The organism is Alphaproteobacteria bacterium (assembly GCA_025800285.1).
Lineage (GTDB): Bacteria > Pseudomonadota > Alphaproteobacteria > JAOXRX01 > JAOXRX01 > JAOXRX01.
In genome coordinates this window covers 49,303-67,971 of record JAOXRX010000039.1, presented here as the reverse complement: position 1 = coordinate 67,971, position 18,669 = coordinate 49,303, and the positions used below count along the sequence as shown (strand labels likewise).

Genomic DNA, 18,669 nt, shown 5'->3' with positions numbered 1-18,669 from the left:
GATAAATATTTTTATTATTATAGTTTAGAAAATATTTCCACATTTGTTATTCTGAATGATTTTATCTAAAAAAACATCATCCATCCTCAGCCGGTCATTCTGATGAGCGGAGCGAAGAAGAATCTCACTGTGCTACTGGATATCAATTCACATTCCACAAGCATGAAAAGATTCTTCGTTACACTCAGAATTGTAGATGTTAAATAATTCGTGGACAGTTTTCGTTAAATATAAGAAGATGAATTTAACGAAGGAAAGGAACGAATAATGAGCATAAAGTTAAAGAATTCACAAGACGAAACATTATTAAGGAATAATTTTTTATTTATAGAAAACTTAATAAAAGAGCATAATTTAATAAAGCAAGGTAAAAATAAAAGGTATAAATATGTAAAAGATTTATATGATAGTCATCATATATCTAGGCAAGCATTTTATAAATATATAAATAAATATAAGCAAAACCCTAGTCCTAAAGGAGTAGCTCCATTAAAAAGAGGTCCGAAATTTAAAAAAAGAAGGACGGTTCTTTACAATATAGAGGAAAGTATTATAAAGTTAAGGGAGAAAGGTTGCTCTAGGTATGAGATCCATAGTATCTTAAAAAGAAAATATCATAAGTACACTCCTAGTCCATCAACCATATATAATATATTAAGAGATAAAGGAATGCAGAGGTTGAAAAAGAAAATGAAAAATAATAGAAGGAAGATAATAAAAGAAAAAGCGGGAGAGCTAGGTCATATAGACTGTTATAACTTACCTAAAGGATTATTAGAAGTTAATAAGAGTCACTATTTGGTTGGATTAATTGATGCTGCTACAAGAATAGCTTTTGTAGAGTTAATAGAAGATAAAAAATCTTTAACAGTGATGTTTGCAAGTATGGATATGCTTGGAGCATTTAGTGAGTTTACAGATATTAAGTTTAAAGAAATATTATCAGATAACGGCAGTGAGTTTGGTCAAGGACCAGATAAGAAAAACAAAGATACAAATCCATTTGAGAGATTATTAAAATATTATGGAATAAAACACAGGTACACAAAGCCATATAGGCCCCAAACCAATGGAAAGATAGAGAGGTTTTGGAAAACCTTGCATGAAGATTTAATAGAAGACACAGACTTTGATAGCATTGAGGATTTTAAACAAAACCTAGCAGAGTATCTATGTTATTACAATGAGGAAAGACCTCATCAAGGATTAAATGGGAAAACTCCTATAGAATTTAATGAAAACTGTCCACGAATTACTTGACATCTACAAGAATGACGAGAAAATAATATAGCATAATAAAAAGATTCTTCACTTTGTTCAGAAGGATGGGGAAAGGGGAAAAGGAGGAGAAAAAAAGAGAATGGGAAAAAGGGTGGATTAGCAATTAGTGTTCAATAAAAAAAAGAACCTTTCTACCTGCAAAGTGCAATCTAAAAAGATTCTTTTTTATTCTGTAATAAAATTTAGATTTATAAGTATTCTTTACCACCCATATAAGGTCTTAGCTTTTCAGGAAGTTTAACTTTACCTTCAGCTGTTTGATGGTTCTCTAAGAATAAAGCTAAAAATCTAGGAGTAGCTAAACAAGTATTGTTTAATGTATGACAATACTCTATTTTGCCAGTTTCTTGATTTTTATATCTAGTTTTTGTTCTTCTAGCTTGGAAGTCATGTATTATAGAACAACTACCTAACTCAATGTATCTATTTTGAGCTGGAGACCAAGCCTCTAAATCATGCATCTTAACTTTATTAAATCCAACATCTCCAGAACATGCCTCTAAAACATGATATGGCATTTCCATTTCTGATACAAAGCTCTCGAATAATCCGAACATTAATTCGAACATTTTTTGAGATTCTTTAGGGTCATTTTTACAAAATACATACATTTCTTGCTTGTTAAACTGATTTCCTCTTACAAATCCTCTAGTATCTTTACCAGCAGCCCCTGCTTCTCTTCTGAAACAAGTTGAGTATGCTGTATACATTAGAGGTAGTTTGCTCTCATCAATTACTTCTCCCGCATGTAAAGAGTTTATAGCAATTTCTGATGTACCCGCAAGAGAGCGATTGTCATTACCTAAAGCAAAAACATCGTTATCCATAACACTCATGTCGCTTCCTGGAAAATGTCCTGCATCAAAGATAGCTTCTTTTTTAATTAGAGCAGGTAGGTTTAATTGAGTAAATCCTGCTTCTTCCATTTTATCTTGCATGTAGTTATATAGAGCAAACTCTAATCTAGCTAATCTACCTTTTAAACATAATATACTTCTTGAACCACAAACATTTGATACTCTTTGAAAATCAGCCCAATCATTTTTTTCACAAAGATCAAAGTGAGATAAAGGTTCAAAATCAAGTTCTGGTATTTCACCTTCTGTTCTAAGAACAACATTGTCTTCATCAGTTTTCCCTATAGGCATATCCTTATGAGGTATTTGAGGAACTGATAGTATTAAATCTTTCAATTCATTCTTTAAAGGGGTTAGTTCCTCTTCAATTTTTTTAATTTCTTCCCCAGCTTTTTTTGAAGCTTCAATTATAGCTGGTCTTTCTTCGTTTGTAGCTGATTTTATTTTAGCTGAAAGGCTATTTTTTTCTGCTTGAAGCTCTTGAATCTTAGTGTCATTGTTTCTAACAATTATTTCTAATTCTAGAAGTCTATCAATATCACAAGCAAAGCCCTTTACTTCACAGGCATTTTTAACAACCTCTGGGTTTTCTTTAATAAATTTTATATCTAACATTTTTGATTTTTCCTTTGTATAATTTTTAACTTAAATTGTGATTAATTTTTTCTACGATTCTAAACCCCTAAAGGGGATGTAGAATTTATAATCACATTTATATTTAAGTTCTTGTTATACATATTTTACTTCTTCAATTTCATAGAATTTTTTACCAGCAGGAGTAATTACTTCAAATGAGTCTCCTTCGGATTTACCTATCATAGCTCTTGCCAAAGGAGAAGTCAAGGAAATTAAACCTTTACTTATATCGCCTTCAAATTCCCCAACTATTTGAAGAGTCTTTTCTTCTTCAGTATCTTCATCAACTATTTGTACAGTTGCTCCGAATTTTACATTAGAGTCTCCTGCAAAATCTAGCGGATTTATAACTTGAGCTCTTGATACTATTGCTTCAAGCTCTTGTATTCTTCCTTCGATAAAACTTTGTTTTTCTCTTGCAGAATGATACTCCGCATTTTCCTTCAAATCACCGTGCTCTCGAGCATCTGCGATAGCTTCTATCACAGCTGGTCTCTCAACAGATTTTAAGTTTTTTAGCTCAGCTACCATATCGTTGTAGCATTTCTCTGTCATAGGGTATTTATCCATTTTTTCTCTCCTCACTATATTAAATGCTCTAATCTTGCAAACAAAAATATTATTTTTGTGATTAAAAAATCCCGCAAAATGCGGAATTGTTTTTATATGTAATTAATGTTATAACAATTTTAGCTAAAAGTCAAATTTATGATTGTATAAGTTTAATATATGATATATTTCATTTTATGAAAACATCTAATTTTGCAAAACATGGTAATAATATAAATGCAGTTTCTATATCTGGATGTAGCCCCGATGCTTATAAGGGCAGGGAGTATAAAAAGCTTGCTCCTTCTTGGAGTATATATAAAGAATATAGAAAAACTGGAGATGTTCAAAGATATATAAAAAGGTTTAAAGAAGAAATTCTAGCTCCTCTAGATGCTACAAAGGTTTTTAAAGAACTTGGTAGTGATGCTATATTGCTCTGTTATGAAAAAGAAGGAGAGTTTTGTCATAGACATCTCGTTGCTCAATGGTTTGAAAAAGAACTTAATATAAAAGTAGAAGAAATAAGAAATATTAAAATTGATAATATCAATACAATCTTTTTTCTATGCCAAATAGATTCAATATCATATAGCTATATGAAAAATAAATAAAAAAGGTATTACAAGTAAATTGTATAATAAGGGATATATGTTATTTTTTTGGGATGGCAGGATTTCTTTCGTGCGACACTGTGTGTCTGCGAAAGTTTCAAACGCTAACCTTTCAACCTTGTTGAAAGCTAATCTTTTTGCCGAACCTTTAACGGTTCAAATAACTATCATTCAAATAATAAACAAAAAAGCCCAGCGAATGCTGGACTCTTTTATTTATTGGTTGGGATGGCAGGATTCGAACCTGCGCATGACCGGATCAAAACCGGTTGCCTTACCGCTTGGCTACATCCCAATACTCAATTTAGACATAACTTATAACTTATTTTTTTATTTTTTGCAAGAGTTTTTTTATTTTTATTTCTTCTCTGAATTTTTAATGTTTAAATCATGAGAAATATATATCAGCTTATTGCTATCATATCCTAAGCTTTTAACTTTTTTTATGAGAATATCTTTTGTTTCTTCACTTATACTGTGATTTCTAGACAATAACCATAAATATTTTTTCGATTTTGAGCCAATAATTGCATATGTATATTCATCATTTACATATAGTATGTTGTAATTTCCAAAAAATGGCCAAAAGAAACTAACTCGAAGTTTACCAATTTGTGGGTTCTTATTTAAAAGAGCCACTCCTTTTGCTTCTTTCCAAACTTTTTTTTCTTTATTATATCCTTTGTTTACAACTCTAATTTTATTATGCTTAAGCTTGGTGTATGTTGCAGAGACATTATCTAAGCCTTTCTCAAAACGGTTGTCAAATCTCGCTATTTCATACCATTTGCCAAGGTATTTGTTTGCTTGAAAGTCTCTTATAGTATTAGTTTCAACTGCCGTAGAGCAGGATGATAATGTTAAAATAAACAATAAATTTCTAAAAAGTTTCATATAATTTCTCCTTTTGCTTTTATTATAACTAATTTAAAAACAAAATCAAATTTTTAGTAATAATCTAACACCTTGACTTTGTTTATAAAGTATGCTCTAATATACTTAGATAAAAGGGGAAAGAACAATAGAGGAGGACTCTTATTATGCCAGAAAATACAGTTACAAGGATGAAACTTAGCGAAGCAGTTTATCAAGAATTAGGGTTATCTAGAAATGAATGTGCGGATTTTGTGGATGATTTCTTTGATATAATTTCTTCTGCATTGTCTAAAGGCAATAATGTTAAAATATCAGGTTTTGGTACTTTTTCTTTGATACAAAAAGCAGAGAGAATTGGTAGAAACCCTAAGACAGGTGAAGAAAGTGTGATAACTCCAAGAAGAGTTGTAAGCTTCAAAGCAAGTCAACATCTAAAAGATATGGTAAACAAAAAGTAAGATATGGAAAAGAATTTTTATAACATAAGTGAAGTTTCTAAAATTATAGGCAGAAATGCATCAACTATAAGATTCTGGGAAACTAAATTTAATAAGATTCAACCTATGAAGAGATCTGGTGGAAGAAGATTCTATAGACCAGATGATATTTCTTTATTAAAAGAGATAAATGATTTACTAACTACTCAAAAATTAACAATTGAAGGTGCTATTAAACAGTTAAATGCAAAAAATAATAAGATAGATAAAGTTTTAATTGACTCTTTAAAAGATGTTTTAGAAGATTTAAAAACAGCAGATAGCATTTTAAATAAATAATTGTATTAATTTATTATCATTTATTTTTTCTCATCCTAATTTTTCCCACCATTCTAAGTGCAAGGAAGAATTTTTTCACCATGCTATATTATTATATCCCCATTCTGAACAAAATGAAAAATCTTTTCATCATTCTCACTATTCCCCGTCATTATGATGAGCAAAGCGAAGAAGAATCTTTTCATGCCTGTGTAATATTGATTTATATCCAGTAGCACAGTGAGATTCTTCACTGCCACACAAGTGTGTCCGTTCAGAATGACGGAATAGAAGGGTAAATCCAGCAACACAAGAAGATTCTTCTTCGCTCCGATTATCATAATTACAATAAAAAGATAGGTAATGATGAGGTATATAAAAAATAATAATATACTATAATCAAAAAAAACATCTATTATCTTGACATTATAAGAATGATATGTATAAAATAATCTAAAATAAATTTCATTTATATTTTGAGAGGAGAAACAAATGAAAAAATTATCTAATAAGCTTTTACTTTCAGCTATAGCTGTTTCGTTTATAAGCTCAGCAGTTGGAATTTCACATGCAAGAGATTATTATTATTTCGAGAATTTATCAGGTAGTTTACAAGCTAACCCTGCCACTCCATTTGATGGTAGTGAAAATCCGGAACAACAAGGAAGTGTAAGTATAGCGGTTGAAAGCATTTCTATGAAAGCTAGTGATACAAATAAAACATTTGCTATTACTTTGACTCCTTCAGGAGGTATAAATGCAGACGATGTAGCTGTTAGCTTTAGTTTAGCGAATGAAGATGTTGTTTTAGCGAGTGATGTTAGCATTACAGGAACTGGAGCAAATAGAACTCTAACAATCGCAAAAGCAAAAGCAAGTGGAACAGTAAACATAACCCTATCAGCAGTAGTTAATAAAGTTCAAGAAGGAACTAAAATCGCTTCTATTGATGTTAGTGATGCTGTGGCAGAAAATCCTTTTGTTACAACATGGGAAGTTAATGCTGGAGATACAATAATTTTCCCTACTAAAGTTTCAAGTGGATATAATGGTAGAATTTGTTGGGATGATGACAGTGATTGTAATGATTTTACAAATTACCATATTACACATACATATAGTACTGGAGGAAGAAAGACTGTTAAAATAACAGGGGATTTCCCTTATATTAGCCATGTTCCTACAAAAATGAAAACAGTTGAAAACTTAGGCAATGTGGGTTGGAAAAGCTTTAATCGCTCTTTTTCTTATTCTCGTTTGACTTCTTTTACTGCGGGGGATTGTGATACCAGCGGTGTGGCTGATATGTCAGAGATGTTCTATAATGCTGAATATATAACAAATATTGATTTGAGAGGTCTAGATACAAGTAATGTAACAAATATGAATAGTATGTTTGAGAATGCGAATAATATAACAAGTCTAAATATCAGTTCATTTGATACAAGGAAGGTTACTAATATGGGTGATATGTTTTGGGGGCTAGAGAGCTTAACTACACTAGATGTTAGTTCATTTGATACAAGTAATGTAACACATACAGCTGCTATGTTTGGCGGTATGAAAAAGCTAACAAGTCTAGATGTGAGCAACTTTAATACAAGTAGTCTTGTCGACCCTAATGGTATGTTTTATGGCCTAGAGAGCTTAACTACACTAGATATAAGTAATTTTGATACAAGCAAGGTTACAAATATGACTAATATGTTTGGTGGAGATAGTTATACTGGTTTAAATAATATAGCTAATTTAAACCTTAGTGGATTAGATACAACTAAAGTAGTTTATTTAAATAGTATGATGAATGCATCGAACTTATCAGTAATTGATTACTCATCTTCAGTGTCTTCATCTATATACTCTAGTTTTCTATCAACTATTTCTAATTCAAATGCTAAGTTGAAAAATACAGGAAGTATTAGAGTTGGGGGCAATACTTGTTCAGATGCTACATGTTCATCTGCTAAAGCAACTTTAGAGGGGAAAGGTTGGGTATTTAGTTCTAATTAACAAAGTTATTTATTGTTTAAAAAAGCTCCCTGTTTTGGGAGCTTTTTTTATGCCTTCTTATTTGCTTGTCATTCTGAAAAAGTGAAAAATCCTTTCGTGCTTGTGTAATGTGAATTCATATCCAGTAGCACGGTGAGATTCTTCACTACCACACAAGTGTGTCCGTTCAGAATGACGACAAATAAAAAGTTTGGCACTGATTTAAAACAGTGAGATTCTTCTTCGCTCCGCTCATCAGAATGACTAAAAAAGAAAAAGGGGGGTAGCACAAGAAGATTCCCCTTTTCAGGGGAATGACAGATAGTCGAGTGGATGATTAGAAAAGAGATTGCTGATTTTTACTTTTCAAATACTTCTTCAATTAAAGAAGATAAAGCTTTTCCTCTATGAGAAAGTTTCTGCTTTTCCTCTAAACTCATTTCAGCAAAAGTTCTATCGTGTCCATTAGGAACAAATGCAGGGTCAAAACCAAAACCATCTTCACCTTGTAATGTTTTTAATAGTTTGCCGTTAACTCTACCATTTAGAGTCTCTGTATGTCCATCTGGCCAAGCAATTACTAAACAACAACAGAAACTTGCTCTTCTGTCTTTGTTGTTTCCTAGCTCTTCATTTAATTTTGCAATTGCTGCAGGATAGTTTTCTTTTCCATTCCCAACTTCAACAGCAAACCTTTTTGAATATACTCCCGGTCTTCCTTTTAATTTTTTTACACAAAAACCGCTATCATCAGCTATTACAATTTTACCAGTATGCTTTGCTCCAGCTATAGCTTTAAGCTTAGCATTACCTTCAAAAGTGTCTTCTGTTTCTTCTACATCTGGTAAGTTTATATCATTTCCTGATAGAACATTCTCTGTATATGGAGCTAAGGCATTTCTAAACTCTTTAAATTTACCCATGTTATGAGTGGCAATAATTATTTCATCACCTGGTTTGAATTTTCTACGGTTAGCACCTTTTTTAAGAGCTCTGTTTTGTTCTTGAGCTATTTCTGAAACTCCTTTTTCTGCTAGAGATAAAAGCTCCATTAGTTCTGATTTAGAGAAAGGCTCTTTTTCGGCAGTACCTTGAACTTCTATTATTTTACCGCTAGCTGTTAAAACAAAGTTAGAGTCAGCTTGAGCATTTGAATCTTCATAAAAATCTAAATCTAATACAGGCTCTCCTTTGAAGATGCCACAAGATACGGCAGCCACTTGTTCATAGATTGGATTTTCATTTATTATCCCTTTTTCTAACATGAAGTCCACAGCTTTGCTAAGAGCAACATAAGCTCCTGATATAGCTGCTGTTCTAGTGCCTCCATCGGCTCTGATAACATCACAATCTATTTTAATTTGATATTCGTTTAGCTTATCCATATCTATGATAGCTCTTAAAGATCTGCCAATTAGTCTTTGTATCTCCAGAGTTCTTCCGCTTTGTTTGCCAATAGTAGCTTCTCTTCTCATTCTTTGATCTGTTGAACGAGGTAGCATGCCATACTCAGCAGTTACCCAGCCTTTACCAGTTCCTCTTAAAAACATTGGCACTGACTTTTCTACAGTAGCAACGCATAATACATGAGTGTTTCCCGCTTTAACCATGCAAGAACCTTCTGGGTTTCCCATATAATCTGGTTCTATTGAAAACTGTCTTAATTCGTCTTTTTCTCTTTTTGATGGTCTGTACATATAAAATTTTCCTTTTTTATTCAGTTTATTTGAGTACATTTATACAGTATAAATGATATTTTTTCAATTTCTTTCTTGAAAAATGAATAAAAACTGATTAAATATAGGATATAAATTAATTATAAGGAAATATAAAATGGATAAAAAAGAAAAGAAACAAGATACAAAAGATAAAAAATTAACAGAAGAGGAAAAGATTGCAAAAGCTATGGAAGAGTTAGTTGCTGAAAATGCGGACTTAAAAGATAAACTTTTAAGAGCAATTTCTGAAACAGAAAACTTAAGAAAAAGAACTGCAAAAGAAATAACAGATATGGCTACTTATTCAGTTTCTAAATTTGCTAAAGAAATGCTTGCTGTTTCTGATAATTTAAAAAGAGCTCTTTCTGCTATTTCAGAAGAGGAAAGACAAAAAGATGAATCTCTAAATAATTTATTTACAGGTGTAAATGTTACAGAGAACCAGCTAATGAAAACTTTTGAAAAATTCGATATTAAAAAAGTTGAGTGTGAAGGTACATTTGATCCAAATATTCACGAAGTTATGATGGAGCAAGAGAGTGAAAACGAAACGGGAACTATCATAATGGTATTGGAAGAGGGCTTTACTATCGGAGATAGATTGTTAAGACCTGCGAGAGTTATAGTTAGTAAGTAGCAATAAAAAAAGAGCCGAAAGGCTCTTCTTTTTTATATTATTTAAATTGTCTTCTAATTCTTTCTAATTCTTTTTGTCTAATTATATCATCTTTTTTGCTTAAAAATTCTCTTAAAATCTCTTGTTTTTCTAATAGAGTTCTAGCTTTTATGATTTTGTGATATGCATCAATTTCCTCTTCTAATACATTAGGACAATCAATGATAGCAATGCCTTTAAGTATCTCTATGTTTAGCCCTTCTAAGCTATTTAGATGGTTGTTATGATAGCAAGTTAATTCTTCAACTGTTTGAGGTATATCCTTAAAGTTTTCCATGGATGAGCCCGCAATGCTTAATATTTTAACATTTTTAGGTATATCATTAAAGTTTTCTAGATCTAAATAATCAACTGTTAAATCTTCAATAGATTCAGGGCAGTTTTTAAGATCTCTTATGCTTGTTCTCCCCACACTTAACTTTTTAATTCCTTCAGGTATATGATTAAAATTAGAGATATTAGTTTTCCAAGCATCTATAATTTCAACAGACTCAGGACAATGCTCAAAAGATCCTACTTCTGTATAAGACATTTCTAATTCTTTAGTCGCTGGACATCCTTCAAGGGTTCTGATTTTTGTATTTGAAATATCTATGTTTTTATGAACTTTTGGAAACCCCTCAAATGAGCATATATTGGTATGAGAGCAGTCAAAAGAGTTTCTAACTTCCATGAAAGATAAATCAGGTATTTTCCCGTCTTCAAAAATCATATGAGAAAAGTCCAAATTCTCCAAAGCAATAGGTAGTCTATTATTAATAATATCTTCCATTTTTAGCTTTGCACAAGTAATTTGGTCATCCACAACCATATCTTGAATTATTTTATCTTCTTTGCTCATTTAAATCATCTCCTTATTTTTTGCTATTATCATTATTTAATAAAAAGTTTGTAGATAATGATGGTGTTTCAAACTCTCCTAAGTTCTTTAATCCTAGTCTAAACATAATTGTTGTAGCTGCATCAGCCCCTTTACGATTTGTTAAATCTCTCTCTCCAATTATTCCGAAAGAGAAACACTCATCAGTATATATAAGTCCTAACTTTGATTTAAGTAAGCCATCTCCTTTAGATCCTAAAGATGAAGTTGAGCTTCCAGATAGTTTCCAATAATTATTTATAGCAGAATCAAATCCTAATTTCAACTCTTGATTGTTTTCGTTTGTAATATCAATTGCTTCCTCTTTATAATATAGATAGCTACCCTTTAATCTGAATAGGTCTGGATTCCCTAAAGAAAAATAAGCTTCATGCTTTTTATCTGTTAAGCTATCTTTGTCTAAAAGTAAAGAGTAATCTAAGTTTACATTATTATTTGGTTTAGCTTGTAATTCTATAATTATGTCTGAAAATTTACTGTTTAAACTTGAAGTTTCAGGGAACAAGTATGAATTTTCTCTTTGTCTATAAGCTTGCCCAATAAATGCAGAGTAATATCCTCCATTATTATTTAATATTGATGTTTTAAGACCATAGCTGCTTCTTATTCCATCCTCTAATCTATCAACACCGCTAAGTCTATTTTTAGAAAATAGATTGGTGTAGTCTAAGTCTAAAATCGTTGAATCTTGAATCGGAGTGTCTTCATCATTAACTCCATTAGGAGCAAGTATTAAATTGGCAACAGGTTCTATAATAGCTGTTGAACCGCTTTTAAGATTTTTAGAAAGAGGGTATTTTGCTAGCATGTATAATTGAGGCATTACACTAAATATATTTTCTTTTTTTGTAGGGTCTTCACTGTCTATCATATAAGCTCTTGTGAATAAGTCAGCACTTACATCTAAACTTAAACCAAATGTACTTAAATAGTTCTGTTCAATTCCAGATTGGTTATAAACTCTTAATTCTTTGTTTTCATCTTTTTGATCAAGAGCAAGAATATCACCTTGCGATACCCAATTTGTATTTAGTCCCAAGAAAGAATCACCTTTAAAAGAGTACTCTGCTTTAGGTAGTATTATCGGCTGTTCTTGAGGAATGTTCGGTCTTAAATCTTTAAAATTGTAAGCACTAAGAGCTAAATAATCATCTCCATAAAAACCTTCTAGATAAGCTCTTGATGTAAGCATATCTGTATCTTTATTTTCAAAGTCATATTTTTCAAAATAGTCATCATGACTTACACTCTTTATAGAGAAACCTGTTCTCCAGTGTTCATTAATATTAAATTCTCCATCTGCAAAGAAATGACCTTTAAAACTATCTTCTCCTTTTTTCTTTACATCGCTTCCAGAGGTAATGCTTCCTGATAGTTTTAAGCTTCCATTTTTAAATAGATGTCTAAACTCTCCACCAATTAGAGGAGTTTTCACTAAATCTATTAAAGAAACTTCAAATGTAGCATCGGTATCTTCTTTTATGTCCCAATAGTAATAATTTCTAAGCATAAAGCCTATATCAGAAGAGCTCTCTATAGTTGGAGCCAACCAACCACTTCTTCGTGTAACTCTAGGATCTGGATGAGTTAAATAAGGTGTATAAAATATAGGAGTTCCATATATTTCTAACCAAGCATTCTTATATGTTACATTTAAAGTTTCTTCATTGTTTTCAACTTTACTTGCTTTTATTTGCCATATAGGATTGTTATTATCCTCACACACCTTACATGGAGAATAAACCACATTGTTTATGCTACTTAGAGTAGGGGTCTCTCTTTGAGCTATAGAGCCAGCAATTTGAGAGCTATCACTCATTTTTATTTGAGGGGATTTTATAAATCCTGTTCTTAAGTCATTATTGAACTCCATTGAGCTACCATAGCTAACATTGCCATCATTATCTTTAAATGTAATATTCCCTTTTGCTATTATAATATTTTGCTTCTTATTATAGGTTATTTCATCTGCCCATATAATGCTATTATTTTTAGCTACTTCAACATCACCGAAAGCATTAACTACATCGATAGAATTGTTATATACAATTTCATTAGCATTTATTAAAACCGAATTGTCTAACTCTACATTATCTGCTTTTGCAAAATTCATGCAAAAGCAAGATAGTAGAATAGATAATATTTTAGTTTTAATATTTGTTCTCATAATTATACAGCCTTATTAAGTAAGTAAGATATATCTATTTGTAAAAACTCAGGTATGTGTCCGCCAAAGCTATCTTTTTCCTTTTTAACTGTTGTTTTTTTAGATTGAGTGTTTTTTTCTAATTTCTCAGTTTTAGCAGCCTTTTCAACTTTTTTGTTCATTGCCTTGTTTATTTCAGCTATTTTTTCTTCATCTTCTCCTGAGTGAAATGTTATACCCATGCCTTTTTCGCTTAAATATGATAATCTTATTTTGTAATCATTAGCTCTTGTTGGCAGTTCTGATCCTATTATATAATCAATTTTATTTAAATCAACTTTTTTTGCAACACTATCCGAGCAAACAAGAAATGCTTTTTTATTATCATTAAAGAATTTAACAGCTTCTTCTTTTACTTCATCTTCCATTCCATTGTATAGAGGATGAGATTTGAAACCTGCTTCATTTAAAGCTTTATTAATTGCTTCGATATCTCTTTTCTTGTTTGAGAAAATTAGAGCTTTTGAGATTGATATCTCTTTTATTTTATTTATAATTTCTTCTTTTTTATTTTTTAAGTTTATTTCTAATAACTCGTTTTTTATAGTCATTTTTTTATCCTTTTGCTTTGTTTTTAAAAGGATTTAAAGGTTTACACATCTAATTCGACAGCGAAATGAGCATTCTCTTGTATGAATTTAAATCTAGCTTCAGGTTTTTTACCCATTAGCCTTTCTACCAGATCACTAGTTTCATTTATATTATCTAAGTTCTCAGGGTCGTTTTCAGTAGGGAGAACTACTTTCATAAGAGTTCTCTTTGTTATATCCATTGTTGTCTCTTTTAGTTGTTTCGGAGGCATTTCTCCAAGCCCTTTAAATCGGCTGATTTCTACTTTTGCTTTACCTTTAAACTCTGTTTTTAACAATTCATCTTTGTGCTTATCGTCTCTTGCATATAGTACTTTAGCCTTTTGAGCTATTCTGTACAGAGGAGGCATCGCTAAGAAAAGATGTCCTTGTTTTATTATTTCAGGCATTTGTGAGTAGAAAAATGTCATAATGAGTGATGCTATATGCGCGCCATCAACATCGGCATCCGTCATTATTATGATTTTTTCATATCTTAGTTTATCAATATCAAAATGAGATCCAATTCCACATCCAAGAGCTTGAGTTAAGTCGTTTATTTCTTGGTTTGCATGCATTTTTTCAGCTGTAGCGCTAACAACATTAAGGATTTTACCTTTCAGAGGTAGTATTGCTTGAGTTTTTCTATCTCTTGCTTGTTTCGCAGAACCGCCAGCTGAGTCTCCCTCAACTATGTATATCTCTGTGCCTTCAGCGGAAGAGTTAGAACAATCTGCAAGTTTACCAGGCAATCTAGTCTTCTTTGTTGCAGTTTTTCGATTTGCATCTCTCTTTTGTTTTCTTCTTAATCTATCCTCAGCTTTTTCTACAAATAAATCAATTAATTTTGTAGCCGTTGCTGTATCTTTAGATAGCCAATGATCAAAATGATCTCTTATTGAGCTTTCAACTAGCTTTGTAACATAAGTATTTGAAAGCTTGTCTTTCGTTTGCCCTTGGAATAGAGGATCTTTAATAAATACAGATATCAATACACAAGCACCAGATATAACATCATCTGAAGCAATCATATTTGCTTTTTTGTTGCCTATTAATTCTCCGAAGTTTTTTAATCCTTTATACAGAGCCAATTTAAGTCCGTTTTCATGTGTTCCTCCTTGTGGAGTAGGGACTGTATTACAGTAAGAATGACAAAACCCATCTGCATAAACAGGCCACACAACAGACCATTCAACTTTTCCTTTGTTATCAGGAAAATCTTTTTTACCAGAAAATATAGTTTTGTTATGAAGCTCTTGCCCCTCAATTGCTTGAGTTAAAAAGTCTTCTAATCCATTAGGGAAGTGGAATATATCCTCTTCTTTAACTTGAGATTCTGGTTTAATAATTTCACTTGCACATTTCCAAATGATTTGTACTCCTGAATATAAAAATGCTTTTGATCTAACCATTTTATATATTTTTTCAGCTTTAAATCTAGCTTTTTCTCCAAATATTTCTGGATCAGGGTGGAACAGTATTTTTGTTCCTCTTTTATTTATATTACCTAGGTTTTCTAGCTTAGTTGTAGGAATACCTTTTGAAAATTCTTGTTTGTAAAGTTTTTTCCCTCTGTAAACTTCTACTACAAGTTTATCAGAAAGAGCATTAACTACAGAAATACCAACACCATGTAATCCCCCAGAGGTTTCATAAGCTTTACTAGTAAACTTTCCTCCAGAATGAAGAGTAGTTAAGATAACTTCCAAAGCTGATTTCCCTGGGTATTTTGGATGTTCTCCAACAGGAATACCTCTACCATTATCAGCTATTGATACACAGCCGTCTGCATATAATTCTATTTCTATTTTATTTGCATGGCCAGCAACAGCCTCATCCATAGAGTTGTCAAGTATTTCTGCTATTAGGTGATTTAAAGCTTGTTCGTCAGTTCCTCCAATATACATACCTGGACGATGACGAACTGGCTCTAGACCTTCTAGAACCTCAATGTCGCTTGCGGAATAACCTTTTGATTCCTTTATTGATGTTGAATCTTCAAATAAATCACTCATAGCCATATACCTTAAAGCTTTTTTATATATTAATCAAGTATTTTTATTAACTTTTATCAAATAAATTAACTTTACATATAAGTGCTATATGTTATAGAAGTATATTTTTTTATTGGCTCTTTTTGTTTTGTGTCATTTGACTTTTTATTTTTTAAAACAGGAGGCTTATTATTTTTGTCATTTTTAGTTTGAGCCTTTTCTTGTTCTTCATACTTAGTTTTATTTTTATGACTCTTTTTATAATTATTGCTATATGCTTTTTGCTTTGTTTTTTTCTTAGCTTTTATTTTTTTGGTTTTTTTCTGTTTTTCATGAAAAGAATTAACTTTGTCTTTAAAAAACAATACAGTTTTATCATAGTCTTTAAAGTCAACTTTATGCAAGAATAGATCTTTAAATTTTTTGTTTTCAGGGTTGCCTATATCAACACCCATTTCTTCTATGGTATTTACAAAGTCTGATAAAAAGCTAAATGTTTTATCTCTGCTAAGGCTATAGCCAATTTCCGCAATGCTACTATTAACTTTTTGATTATTCATTGATAATCCTGACAACTTTACAACTTTAATCAATCTCAGTTTCATATTATCATTTTTGTTTTCTGATGTAATCGCATTGTCGCATATAAGAGTTGATAATAAGCTAAAAGAATTGCTAATAGCTTTTTTGTTTGCTCCTGCTTCTTGGCAAAATAATAAAAAAGAAGGAATTTTTTCTTTATCGAAAAAAGCATAACTATTTTTTGTATTATTATAAACTTTATTAAATAAGTTATCAAAAATTAGTTGGTTTATATTATCAGATTTTTCTTCTATTTTTGTTGGGATACAATCGATGTTTCTGAAAGATACCTTATGAATGTCTATAAGCTCTTCTGCTCCCGACTTTGCTGGAGTAATCATTGGAGCTGAATAGCTTAAGCTATTATAAAGTTTATTTGCTATTTTTTTAGCTGTTTTAATTTTTGCTCTTTTCTTTTTTTCTTCTTGACTAAAATATTTAAACATACACTTTCCTTATTGTTAATTTTATTGAGGTATAATATCATAAAATAACAATAAAGACAATAGCCTACTTTAAAACTTAATTAGGTTGTTGTAAGAAATATTACTTATATCTTTATATAAGCTTTCAGGTTTTTTGAGAGTCTCTCCAGTTATTAATCCCATTGGAGAAATGGAAGTAGCAATCTTATTATGTTTTTCCCCTATAGGGAAGGATAAATTAATTCCTACATTACTTCTAAAAGCATCATACTCTTCAATGCCTTCTTGATTTGAAATATTGCTAAATATTTCGATTTCTGCTCCGTTATTAAACTTTCTTTTAGCAGTTAACTGTAACCCTCTATCTCCCGCTAAGAATTGTCTGACTGAAAATTTTAATATAGTGTTTTCTAAATAATCTGGCTCATAATAAAAAGAAAGTCCGCCTGTTTCAATTAAGCTTGGATAAAAACTAAAAGCATTGTAGTGCTGTCTTTGATAAACTTGATTATAATCAAAAGATAAACCCCAATTGGACATTATAGGCTTATACATTACCTCTGTTGCTAATCCTTGATGCATTTCTTCTAAATACCCTAGTTGAGTGTCTATATAAACATTATTAAATGGGTTGAATATTTTCCTTATATATGCATTTTCTAAATTTAATCTGCGATTTGCAAAATGTTTTTCCATTCCTCTACCTTTGGCTAAAAGCCAATCTTCTTTTAAGTTATTAGAGGTGTTTAATCTTAATGCTACTCCATAGCTCAAGCCATTTGCTTCGGATGATTTTTTCTTTAATCCAGCAATTATATAAGATCTGTGCCTTGCTATTTTATCCTTTGTTGAAGTATCTATGTCTATAGATGGCTTGAAAAACCAATTAGAAGAGTCCGCTCTGTTTTGTATTGCATCATAGGATGTTTTATAAGAGGGTGAAAATTCAGACTTTTTAATTAATGCCTCTAAAGAAAGATTGTTGTTGTCTAGTTTCTCTAAATCTTCTCTTAGTATTGATGATTTAACCCCTGAAAGACCTTGATTAGTTTGTACTATTCCAAGCTTCTTGATGTTGTTTGAAGTGTTATTGTAAAGGTATCTAGAAGAGTCAAACATGTTTTGAGTTAAATTATCTTTTTCTTGATAATCAACCCATAGATCGGCTTTATTCATTCCTAAAGAAGAAGCATAAGCATTTATATTGTAATTGTGAGCTTTGGTAATAAGTCGATTTTCAGAAACTTGTATATCTTTTCTATTTATCTTTTTAACCTTATTTATTTTGGGAGTAATATTCTTAGATAACTTGTTGCTATTAAATGAGTATTTAAGTTTTGCTATGAAAATGTTACCATTCTCTATGCCTATTGATGTTGTGTAAGCATCTTTGTTATATTCAAGCCCATAAGATATAGAACTATTAGCATTATTTTTTTGATATAGATTATTAACCTCTTTGTTGTTATATTCAATATTAAATTTAAAGCGAGGATTAATTTTGTATGATAATCCTCCAAATAAGTTTACTCTTTCTCCAGTGAATAAGTTCTCTAGACGATTGTTAGTCTCTCTGTCTTTATTTTTACTGAAGTGAGAGCCTAAAAAAGATAGAGGGTTTTTTATGTTTCCTCCAGTACCCATTGCTCCCCAGGCTAAACCAGTAGAAAAATCAAAATTATAGAAATTCTTTGAAATAACAATATACTCTGATTCTAAATCTTCATCTCCAGCGATGGAGTTTATTCCAATTGCAACTTGAGGGATAAATCTACTTTCCTCATGAGCTTTAAATTTTAAATCTAAAGAGCTCTTATAAATATCACTATCGTTGTTATTTTTATATCTATTAAGCTTAAATAAGGCACTATCGCTCCATTGAAAGTTTGCTGATAATCCTTTTAACGACTCTCTACTATATATTTCTGTAGATATTATGCCCGTGTCTTTAAATCTGGCTGTAGGAGTAGAGATTAAGTCTATAGAACTCTTTGCAATAGCAGAGTTAGATATTAATGTTAATACTAAAAATAGAAATCTTTTCATAATTGTTAATAAATAA

General features: G+C 31.0%; 16 protein-coding genes, 1 tRNA gene and 1 pseudogene. 6 read left to right on the top strand and 12 right to left on the bottom strand.

The features are described 5' to 3' along the window. Nucleotides 1-267: 267 nt before the first annotated feature. Nucleotides 268-1,260 (top strand): integrase core domain-containing protein, encoded by a 993-nt coding sequence (locus OIF36_02500; GenBank protein MCV6599334.1) that lies wholly within the window; start codon nucleotides 268-270, stop codon nucleotides 1,258-1,260. Nucleotides 1,261-1,469: 209 nt separating this feature from the next. On the opposite strand, the gene serS is transcribed toward OIF36_02500, so the two are convergent. Together serS and greA are read right to left on the bottom strand one after the other, a co-directional pair. Further along, on the bottom strand, nucleotides 1,470-2,753 hold the full coding sequence (serS, locus tag OIF36_02495; GenBank protein MCV6599333.1) for a serine--tRNA ligase: 1,284 nt from the start codon (nucleotides 2,751-2,753) through the stop codon (nucleotides 1,470-1,472). A 114-nt stretch (nucleotides 2,754-2,867) separates the two neighbouring features. Further along, on the bottom strand, nucleotides 2,868-3,344 hold the full coding sequence (gene greA / locus OIF36_02490) for a transcription elongation factor GreA (GenBank protein MCV6599332.1): 477 nt from the start codon (nucleotides 3,342-3,344) through the stop codon (nucleotides 2,868-2,870). Nucleotides 3,345-3,520: 176 nt separating this feature from the next. Between greA and OIF36_02485 the strand changes: the two genes are divergently transcribed. Then, the gene (locus OIF36_02485; protein MCV6599331.1) at nucleotides 3,521-3,937 is read left to right on the top strand and encodes a DUF488 domain-containing protein; all 417 of its coding nucleotides are present in this window, start codon (nucleotides 3,521-3,523) and stop codon (nucleotides 3,935-3,937) included. A 220-nt stretch (nucleotides 3,938-4,157) separates the two neighbouring features. Here OIF36_02485 and OIF36_02480 read toward each other — a convergent pair. After that, nucleotides 4,158-4,232 (bottom strand) — tRNA-Gln (locus tag OIF36_02480). Between the two features lie 62 nt (nucleotides 4,233-4,294). Then, nucleotides 4,295-4,831 carry a lipocalin family protein gene (locus OIF36_02475; protein MCV6599330.1) on the bottom strand — a complete coding sequence of 179 codons (537 nt, stop codon included), beginning with the start codon at nucleotides 4,829-4,831 and terminating at the stop codon, nucleotides 4,295-4,297. A gap of 146 nt (nucleotides 4,832-4,977) precedes the next feature. Between OIF36_02475 and OIF36_02470 the strand changes: the two genes are divergently transcribed. The 3 genes from OIF36_02470 (at nucleotide 4,978) to OIF36_02460 (ending at nucleotide 7,578) form a co-directional block, all read left to right on the top strand. Beyond that, nucleotides 4,978-5,271, top strand: a complete 294-nt coding sequence (locus tag OIF36_02470) for an integration host factor subunit alpha (GenBank protein ID MCV6599329.1) — start codon at nucleotides 4,978-4,980, stop codon at nucleotides 5,269-5,271. A 3-nt stretch (nucleotides 5,272-5,274) separates the two neighbouring features. After that, nucleotides 5,275-5,589 (top strand): MerR family transcriptional regulator, encoded by a 315-nt coding sequence (locus tag OIF36_02465; protein MCV6599328.1) that lies wholly within the window; start codon nucleotides 5,275-5,277, stop codon nucleotides 5,587-5,589. 471 nt (nucleotides 5,590-6,060) lie between these two features. After that, on the top strand, nucleotides 6,061-7,578 hold the full coding sequence (locus OIF36_02460; protein MCV6599327.1) for a BspA family leucine-rich repeat surface protein: 1,518 nt from the start codon (nucleotides 6,061-6,063) through the stop codon (nucleotides 7,576-7,578). A gap of 338 nt (nucleotides 7,579-7,916) precedes the next feature. On the opposite strand, the gene rdgB is transcribed toward OIF36_02460, so the two are convergent. Together rdgB and rph are read right to left on the bottom strand one after the other, a co-directional pair. Beyond that, nucleotides 7,917-8,495, bottom strand: a complete 579-nt coding sequence (gene rdgB, locus OIF36_02455; GenBank protein MCV6599326.1) for an RdgB/HAM1 family non-canonical purine NTP pyrophosphatase — start codon at nucleotides 8,493-8,495, stop codon at nucleotides 7,917-7,919. A 60-nt stretch (nucleotides 8,496-8,555) separates the two neighbouring features. Continuing rightward, nucleotides 8,556-9,254 (bottom strand): annotated as a pseudogene (gene rph / locus OIF36_02450) (ribonuclease PH). Nucleotides 9,255-9,390: 136 nt separating this feature from the next. Between rph and grpE the strand changes: the two are divergent. Beyond that, complete coding sequence (gene grpE, locus OIF36_02445; protein ID MCV6599325.1) at nucleotides 9,391-9,912, top strand: nucleotide exchange factor GrpE; 522 nt, start codon at nucleotides 9,391-9,393, stop codon at nucleotides 9,910-9,912. A gap of 37 nt (nucleotides 9,913-9,949) precedes the next feature. Here grpE and OIF36_02440 read toward each other — a convergent pair whose 3' ends face one another. The 6 genes from OIF36_02440 to OIF36_02415 all read right to left on the bottom strand — a co-directional run bounded on the left by OIF36_02440 (nucleotide 9,950) and on the right by OIF36_02415 (nucleotide 18,653). Then, complete coding sequence (locus OIF36_02440) at nucleotides 9,950-10,792, bottom strand: hypothetical protein (GenBank protein MCV6599324.1); 843 nt, start codon at nucleotides 10,790-10,792, stop codon at nucleotides 9,950-9,952. A 13-nt stretch (nucleotides 10,793-10,805) separates the two neighbouring features. Next, nucleotides 10,806-12,998 (bottom strand): LPS assembly protein LptD, encoded by a 2,193-nt coding sequence (gene lptD / locus OIF36_02435; protein MCV6599323.1) that lies wholly within the window; start codon nucleotides 12,996-12,998, stop codon nucleotides 10,806-10,808. 2 nt (nucleotides 12,999-13,000) lie between these two features. Continuing rightward, nucleotides 13,001-13,588 (bottom strand): DEAD/DEAH box helicase, encoded by a 588-nt coding sequence (locus OIF36_02430; protein ID MCV6599322.1) that lies wholly within the window; start codon nucleotides 13,586-13,588, stop codon nucleotides 13,001-13,003. A gap of 41 nt (nucleotides 13,589-13,629) precedes the next feature. Then, a complete protein-coding gene (parE, locus tag OIF36_02425) occupies nucleotides 13,630-15,621 on the bottom strand; it encodes a DNA topoisomerase IV subunit B (GenBank protein MCV6599321.1) in 1,992 nt (663 codons plus the stop codon). A 71-nt stretch (nucleotides 15,622-15,692) separates the two neighbouring features. Continuing rightward, a complete protein-coding gene (locus tag OIF36_02420; protein ID MCV6599320.1) occupies nucleotides 15,693-16,628 on the bottom strand; it encodes a hypothetical protein in 936 nt (311 codons plus the stop codon). Nucleotides 16,629-16,697: 69 nt separating this feature from the next. Continuing rightward, entirely contained in the window at nucleotides 16,698-18,653 is a 1,956-nt protein-coding gene (locus OIF36_02415; GenBank protein MCV6599319.1) for a YjbH domain-containing protein, read from the bottom strand. Nucleotides 18,654-18,669 lie beyond the last annotated feature (16 nt).

Excerpts from the sequence above, each read along its gene's own strand:
- OIF36_02465 (MCV6599328.1), top strand. The coding sequence starts at position 5,275 with ATGGAAAAGAATTTTTATAACATAAGTGAAGTTTCTAAAATTATAGGC.
- OIF36_02500 (MCV6599334.1), top strand. The coding sequence starts at position 268 with ATGAGCATAAAGTTAAAGAATTCACAAGACGAAACATTATTAAGGAAT.
- grpE (MCV6599325.1), top strand. The coding sequence starts at position 9,391 with ATGGATAAAAAAGAAAAGAAACAAGATACAAAAGATAAAAAATTAACA.
- lptD (MCV6599323.1), bottom strand. The coding sequence starts at position 12,998 with ATGAGAACAAATATTAAAACTAAAATATTATCTATTCTACTATCTTGC.
- OIF36_02475 (MCV6599330.1), bottom strand. The coding sequence starts at position 4,831 with ATGAAACTTTTTAGAAATTTATTGTTTATTTTAACATTATCATCCTGC.
- OIF36_02430 (MCV6599322.1), bottom strand. The coding sequence starts at position 13,588 with ATGACTATAAAAAACGAGTTATTAGAAATAAACTTAAAAAATAAAAAA.
- parE (MCV6599321.1), bottom strand. The coding sequence starts at position 15,621 with ATGAGTGATTTATTTGAAGATTCAACATCAATAAAGGAATCAAAAGGT.
- OIF36_02485 (MCV6599331.1), top strand. The coding sequence starts at position 3,521 with ATGAAAACATCTAATTTTGCAAAACATGGTAATAATATAAATGCAGTT.
- serS (MCV6599333.1), bottom strand. The coding sequence starts at position 2,753 with ATGTTAGATATAAAATTTATTAAAGAAAACCCAGAGGTTGTTAAAAAT.
- OIF36_02420 (MCV6599320.1), bottom strand. The coding sequence starts at position 16,628 with ATGTTTAAATATTTTAGTCAAGAAGAAAAAAAGAAAAGAGCAAAAATT.
- OIF36_02460 (MCV6599327.1), top strand. The coding sequence starts at position 6,061 with ATGAAAAAATTATCTAATAAGCTTTTACTTTCAGCTATAGCTGTTTCG.
- OIF36_02415 (MCV6599319.1), bottom strand. The coding sequence starts at position 18,653 with ATGAAAAGATTTCTATTTTTAGTATTAACATTAATATCTAACTCTGCT.
- OIF36_02440 (MCV6599324.1), bottom strand. The coding sequence starts at position 10,792 with ATGAGCAAAGAAGATAAAATAATTCAAGATATGGTTGTGGATGACCAA.
- OIF36_02470 (MCV6599329.1), top strand. The coding sequence starts at position 4,978 with ATGCCAGAAAATACAGTTACAAGGATGAAACTTAGCGAAGCAGTTTAT.
- greA (MCV6599332.1), bottom strand. The coding sequence starts at position 3,344 with ATGGATAAATACCCTATGACAGAGAAATGCTACAACGATATGGTAGCT.